This window comes from Martelella sp. (assembly GCF_984369615.1).
The window spans coordinates 1-6,593 of sequence record NZ_CFHTCS010000252.1; the positions used below are offsets into that span (position 1 = coordinate 1).

General features: G+C 64.8%; 5 protein-coding genes and 1 pseudogene. All 6 read left to right on the plus strand.

Going from position 1 to position 6,593, the window contains the following annotated elements; translation table 11 throughout:
• Positions 1-104 (plus strand): annotated as a pseudogene (locus AC5DC2_RS17240) (sugar ABC transporter ATP-binding protein); the annotation flags it as partial.
• 3 nt (positions 105-107) lie between these two features.
• Positions 108-2,039: a bifunctional 5-dehydro-2-deoxygluconokinase/5-dehydro-2-deoxyphosphogluconate aldolase gene (locus AC5DC2_RS17245; RefSeq protein WP_491699367.1), complete on the plus strand. Its 1,932-nt coding sequence runs from the start codon at positions 108-110 to the stop codon at positions 2,037-2,039.
• On the plus strand, positions 2,039-3,868 hold the full coding sequence (iolD, locus tag AC5DC2_RS17250) for a 3D-(3,5/4)-trihydroxycyclohexane-1,2-dione acylhydrolase (decyclizing) (protein ID WP_491699368.1): 1,830 nt from the start codon (positions 2,039-2,041) through the stop codon (positions 3,866-3,868). The genes AC5DC2_RS17245 and iolD overlap by 1 nt, the downstream gene beginning before the upstream one ends.
• Positions 3,869-3,900: 32 nt before the next feature.
• Positions 3,901-4,794, plus strand: coding sequence for a myo-inosose-2 dehydratase (gene iolE, locus AC5DC2_RS17255; protein ID WP_491699369.1), 894 nt, complete (start codon positions 3,901-3,903; stop codon positions 4,792-4,794).
• Positions 4,795-4,817: 23 nt separating this feature from the next.
• Complete coding sequence (iolB, locus tag AC5DC2_RS17260) at positions 4,818-5,618, plus strand: 5-deoxy-glucuronate isomerase (protein WP_024710216.1); 801 nt, start codon at positions 4,818-4,820, stop codon at positions 5,616-5,618.
• A gap of 71 nt (positions 5,619-5,689) precedes the next feature.
• The coding region (locus AC5DC2_RS17265) for an MFS transporter (RefSeq protein ID WP_491699370.1) at positions 5,690-6,593 on the plus strand (904 nt) is incomplete at its 3' end.

A 6,593-nucleotide genomic window follows, 5' to 3' on the forward strand; every position in this document is an offset into this window, starting at 1 on the left:
GCACTGCCAAGCGCGGCGAGATCAATGCCGAGCAGTTGCAGGACCTGATGGCGGGCGGGCGCGAACTTGTCGAACTTGAATCCTCGCTGGGAGGCACTGTCTAGAGCATGCATGAACTCGATTGTCTCACGATCGGCCGTTCCTCGGTCGACCTTTACGGCGCGCAGGTCGGCGGTCGGCTGGAGGACATGCTGTCCTTCGAGAAATATCTCGGCGGCTCGCCGACCAACATGGCGACGGGCGCGGCGCGTCTCGGGCTGAAATCCGGCCTTATAACCCGCGTCGGCGACGAGCATATGGGCCGCTTCATCCGCGAGGAGCTCGAGCGGGAAGGCGTCGATGTGACCGGCGTCGTCACCGACCCGGAACGCCTGTCGGCGCTGGTGATCCTGGGCATTCGGGACGAGGAGCAGTTTCCGCTGATCTTTTATCGCGAGAACTGCGCCGACATGGCGCTGTGCGAAGACGATATCGACGAGGCGCTGATTGCGCGCTCGCGTTCGCTGGTCGCCACCGGCACGCATCTTTCCAACCCCAGGACCGAGGCGGCGGTGCTGAAGGCGCTCGGTCTTGCCCGCAAGCACGGCGCGCGCACCGCGCTTGATATCGATTACCGGCCGAACCTCTGGGGGCTGTCGGGTCACGGTGATGGCGAGAACCGCTTCATCGCGTCGGAAAAGGTCACTGCCAAGCTTCAGTCGACGCTGCATCTGTTCGATCTCATCGTCGGCACGGAAGAGGAGTTCCATATTGCCGGCGGCACGACGGATACGCTGCAAGCGCTGAAGAATGTGCGCAAGGTGAGCGCCGCGACGCTGGTGCTGAAGCGCGGCGCGGAAGGCGCTTCGGCCTTCGAAGGCGATATCCCCGACGATATCGACGGCGGCGTTGCGGGCCGGAGCTTCCGCATCGAGGTTTTCAACGTTTTAGGCGCGGGCGACGGTTTCATGGCCGGGCTGTTGAAGGGCTGGCTGACGGATCGGGACTGGGCCGAAAGCCTGACGATCGCCAATGCCTGCGGCGCCTTTGCCGTGTCGCGCCACGGCTGCACGCCGGCCTATCCGAGCCTGGCCGAGCTTGAATATTTCCTTGAGCACGGCTCAACCACGCTGGCGCTGCGCAAGGACAAGGCGCTGGAGCAGTTGCACTGGTCCACCAACAGGCACGGCGACTGGCCGGAAATGCGGGTTTTTGCCTTCGACCACCGGATCCAGCTTGAAGACATGGCCGAGGAGTGCGGCGTTCCGGCCCAAAGGCTGGGCGCCTTCAAGGAGCTTTGCCTGAAGGCCGCGCTGGACGTGGCCGATCGCAGGCCGGGCTATGGCATTCTCTGCGACAGCCGGATCGGCCGTTCGGCGCTGTACAGGGCGGCGGGGACCGGTCTCTGGATCGGGCGGCCGACGGAATGGCCGGGCTCGCGCCCGCTCGCGCTTGAGCCGGAGCTTGGCGAGGACATGGGCGGGCTGGCCGAATGGCCGGCCGAGCATGTCGTCAAGGTCCTGTGCTTCTATCACCCCGATGACGACGCGACGCTGAAGGCGGAGCAGGAGGCGACGCTTGCGCGCCTTTTTGCCGCCGCACGCCGAAACCGGCTGGAATTCCTGATGGAGGTCGTGTCATCAAAGCATGGCGAGACGGATGACATGAGCGCCGCGCGCGTGATCGAGCGTCTTTACGAGATCGGCATCTATCCCGACTGGTGGAAGCTGGAGCCGCTGACAACAGAGGCCGCATGGGCCAATGTGTGCGCGGCGATCGAGGGCCATGATCGCCATACCCGCGGTATCGTCGTTCTGGGGCTCGATGCCCCGGAAGAGGAACTGGCGGCAAGCTTTGCGGAGGCGGCACGCTTCCCGCTGGTCAAGGGGTTTGCCGTCGGCCGCTCGATCTTCGCCGATGCGGCGCGGGCCTGGCTCTCCGGCACAATCAGCGACGACGAGGCCGTTGCCGAAATGACGGAAAAATACCGCAGCTTCTGCCGCTATTGGGACGAGGCCCGGCTGGCGGCGACACAGCACGAAAAAGATGAGGCGTTTTGATGAAGACGATCCGCTTGACCGCCGCACAGGCACTGGTGCGCTATCTGATTGCCCAGAAGAACGAGGACGGCGATCCTGTCATTCCCGGCTGCTGGGCGATTTTCGGCCATGGCAATGTCGCGGCGCTCGGCGAGGCGCTCTACGGCGTGCGCGACGAATTGCCGACATGGCGAGGGCATAACGAGCAGACCATGGCGCATGCCGCGATCGCCTATGCCAAGGCGAAGAACCGCCGGCAGGCCATGGCGGTGACGACTTCCATCGGCCCCGGCGCGACCAATATGGTGACGGCCTGCGCGCTCGCCCATGTGAACCGTCTGCCGGTGCTGCTGATCCCCGGCGATGTCTTTGCCAGCCGCGCGCCTGACCCGGTGCTGCAGCAGGTCGAGGATTTCGATGACGCGACGGTTTCCGCCAATGACTGCTTCCGGCCCGTCAGCCGCTATTTCGATCGGATCACGCGCCCCGAACAGCTTCTGACGGCGCTGCCGCGCGCGCTCTCGACGCTGACCGATCCGGAGCGCTGCGGCCCTGTCACGCTCTCCTTCTGCCAGGATGTGCAGGCCGAGGCGTTCGACTGGCCGGAGAGCTTTTTTGCCGAGAAGATCTGGTATCAGCGTCGACCGGCGCCGGATGCGGATGCGCTTCTGCGGGCGGTCGCGGCCATCAAATCTGCCAAACGGCCGCTGATCGTCGCGGGCGGCGGCGTGCTCTATTCCGGGGCAACGGAGGCGCTGAAAGCCTTTGCCGAAAAGCACCGGATCCCCGTTGCCGAAACGCAGGCGGGCAAATCGTCGCTTCCCGCCAGCCATCCGCTGAACCTCGGTTCCATCGGCGTCACCGGCGCTTCCGCCGCCAATGCGGTTGCCGCCGACGCGGACCTCGTGATCGGTCTCGGCACGCGGTTCCAGGATTTCACCACCGGTTCCTGGTCGGTATTCAAGAACCCGTCGCGGCGGATTCTGGCGATCAATGTCACGGCCTTCGACAGCTACAAGCATGGTGCGCTGCCGCTTGTCGCGGATGCTCGGGTGGCGCTCGAAATGCTGAGCGGGAAACTTGGGCAGCATCAGGCGCCGGCCGTCGATCCCGCTCTGAAAGAGACGTGGATGGCTGCCGTTGCGGCAGCGACCGATGCGCCTTCCGGCAATGCGCTGCCGAGCGACGGGCATGTGATCGGCGCGGTGCAGCGCCAGAGCGGCGAGGATGCGATCGTGGTGTGCGCCTCCGGCGGGCTTCCGGGCGAACTGCACAAGCTGTGGCAGGCCGAACGCCCCAATGGCTACCACCTCGACTACGGCTATTCCTGCATGGGATACGAGATTGCCGGCGGCCTCGGCGTCAAGATGGCGCTGCCGGAGCGTGACGTTATCGTCATGCTCGGCGACGGCTCCTATCTGATGGCGAATTCCGAACTCGCCACATCGGTCATGCTCGGCCAGAAGATCATCGTCGTGGTGCTCGACAATCGCGGCTTCGGCTGCATCAACCGGCTGCAGCGGGCAACCGGCGGCGAAAGCTTCAACAATCTGATCGACACCGCGCGCCATGTCGTGCCGTCCGATATCGATTTCGCCGCCCATGCCGCTGCCCTTGGCGCGATCGCCGAGAAGGTCGATGGCATCGCGGCGCTGGAGGAGGCGCTGAAGCGCGCAAAATCCAGCGACCGCAGCCATGTGATCGTCATCGACACCGACCCGATGATCACCACGGAGGCCGGCGGAAACTGGTGGGACGTCGCCGTGCCCGAGGTCTCCGAACGCGCCGAGGTCAATACGGCGCGCAGGGCCTATCTGGAAGAGCGCGCGCGCCAGCGGTCCTTTGACTGAGTTCCTTCCTTTGCCTTTGAAAGGGTGAAACCATGATCCTCTACGGAACAAATCCGATCGCCTGGTCGAATGACGACGACCAGAGCCTCGGAGCCGACATCTCGCTTGAGACCTGCCTTTCCGAAGCCGCCGAAATCGGATTCGACGGCATCGAGAAGGGGCATAAATTCCCGACCGAGCCGGAGGCGCTTGCCGCCGTGCTGTCCGCCCACGGCCTCAAATTCGTCTCAGGATGGCATTCGCTGAACCTGCTCACGCATTCGGTCGAAGACGAGAAGGCTGCGATCCGTCCGCATCTCGACCTCCTGAAATCGCAGGGCTCAAAGGTCTGCATCGTCTGCGAGACGTCCAATGCCATTCACGGCAATGACGCGCTTGCGCTCTCTGAACGTCCGGTGCTGGACGATGCTGCCTGGGACGATTTTGCCGCAAAGCTCGATGCGATCGGGGCCTATTGCGCCGAGGACGGCATCGCGCTCGTCTATCACCACCACATGGGTACGATTGTCCAGAGCGAGGCGGAGATCGACCGGCTGATGGCGTTGACGGGCCCCGATGTGTATCTGCTGCTCGACACCGGCCACGCGACCTTCGGCGGCGGCGACCCTCAAGCGCTGGCGCGCCGCCATATGGACCGCGTGCGTCATATCCATGCCAAGAATGTGCGCGGCGCCGTGATGCGGCAGGTCCGCGACGAGGGGCTGAGCTTCCTGGAGGGCGTGCGGCGCGGCGTCTTTACCGTGCCCGGAGACGACGAAGGCATCGTCGATTTTGCTTCCGTGCTGAAGATCGCCGCGGAACACGGCTATTCCGGCTGGATCGTGATCGAGGCCGAACAGGATCCCGCCCTGCGCAATCCCTTCACATACCAGAGCATGGGGCTGAAGGCGCTGAAGGCGGCAGCCGCGGAAGCCGGACTGAAATAACGAGAACACGAGGAGTTGACGATATGAGCCGATTGCTGGTCAAGCCGAACGGAACCCATGGCAAGGTCCACGACATCACGCCCGAAAGCGCCGGCTGGGGTTATGTCGGCTTCGGCCTCTATCGCCTCGCCGCGGGCGAGAGCGTTTCGGAAAAGACGGGGGACCGCGAGGTCATTCTCGTTCTGGTCGAGGGCAGGGCGGCGATCTCCGGGGCCGGGCAGGACTTCGGCACGCTCGGCAAGCGCATGAACGTGTTCGAGCGTGAGAAGCCGGCCGCCGTCTATGTGCCGGACCATGCCGATTGGGCGGCGCGGGCTGAAACGGACTGCACGCTCGCCGTCTGCTCGGCCCCCGGCAAGGGCGGCCACAAGGCGCAGGTGATCGACAATATCGGCCTGGAAGAGCGCGGCAAGGGGTCCAACACCCGCTATATCCACCCGATCGCCATGGAAGACCGCGATATCGCCGACAGCCTGCTGGTGACGGAGGTTTTCACGCCGGCCGGCAACTGGTCTTCCTATCCGCCGCACCGGCACGACGAGGACAATTTTCCGGATATGACCTATCTGGAGGAGACCTATTACCACCGACTGAACCCGGCGCAGGGCTTCGGCTTCCAGCGGGTCTTCACCGATGACGGCGAACTGGACGAGACCATGGCCGTGCATGACGGCGAGGTGGTTCTGGTGCCGAAGGGCCATCACCCCTGCGGCGCGCCGCATGGCTACGAGATGTACTATCTGAATGTCATGGCCGGACCGATGCGCAAATGGCGCTTCAGAAACCATCCGGATCACGACTGGATCGCGAAGCAACAGGCGTAAGGGCCGCGGTTGATTGTCGCCGGTGATCACGGATAATGGATTGAAGTGAATCACCGCGCATAGGCTTTCCCGTGCATTCTATCCTTCTTCAACGCCTGCGGCTGGCAGCGCTGGTCGTCGGCGTGTTCCTGATCGGCGCGAACTCCTTCATTCTCGGGCCTATCCTCGGCGACGTGGCGCGGACGCTCGATGCGGAGCCGGTCGCGGTGACGCGGGCGATTTCGGCCTTCGGGGCGGCGGCCGCCTTTTCGGCCTTTTTTCTCTCCCGCCTGATCGACCGCCACGCCATGCGGGTGGTGCTGGCCGCCGCCGCGCTGGTGCTTGCGCTTGGCTTTGCCGGATCCGCCGCAAGCCCGGCCTGGCAGGCGCTGGCCTTCTTTCAGGCGTTGGCCGGCATTGCCACCGGCGTGTTGTTGCCTGCGGTTTATTCGCAGGCGGTAAGCGCGGCGCCCGAGGGCGCGGGCGCGCGCACCTTCGGCATCGTCCTGTCCGGATGGTCGCTGTCGCTGATTGTCGGCGTGCCGCTTTCGGCCATGCTGAGCGAGGTGCTGGACTGGCGGCTGGCCTATGGCGCGCTCGCTGCGCTTGCCCTTCTGGCGAGCGTCGTTTTCGCGCTGACGGCCGATGCCCGCCGCCCGCAATCCGCCGGCGCGGTCTTCAGCCGCCGCGCCGTGATCGGCGTTTCCGGCGTCATCAGCATGCTTTTGACCGGCCTCTTGTTCATGACCGTGTTCTACGGCACCTATGCGCTGCTCGGTCTGAGAATGCGCGAAACGCTCGGCATTGGCGCCGCGGCGGCAAGCCTCGCCGTCATGGCCTACGGGATCGGGTTCGCCGTCGGCGGCGCGGCGGCCCGCCACGTGGACCGGGCGGGTCCGGCAAGGCTGTTTCCGTTCCTGCTTTGCGGTTCGGCGCTTCTCTATCTGCTGCTCTATCCGGCCACCGAAGCCTATTGGTCATCGCTGGCGGCGACAT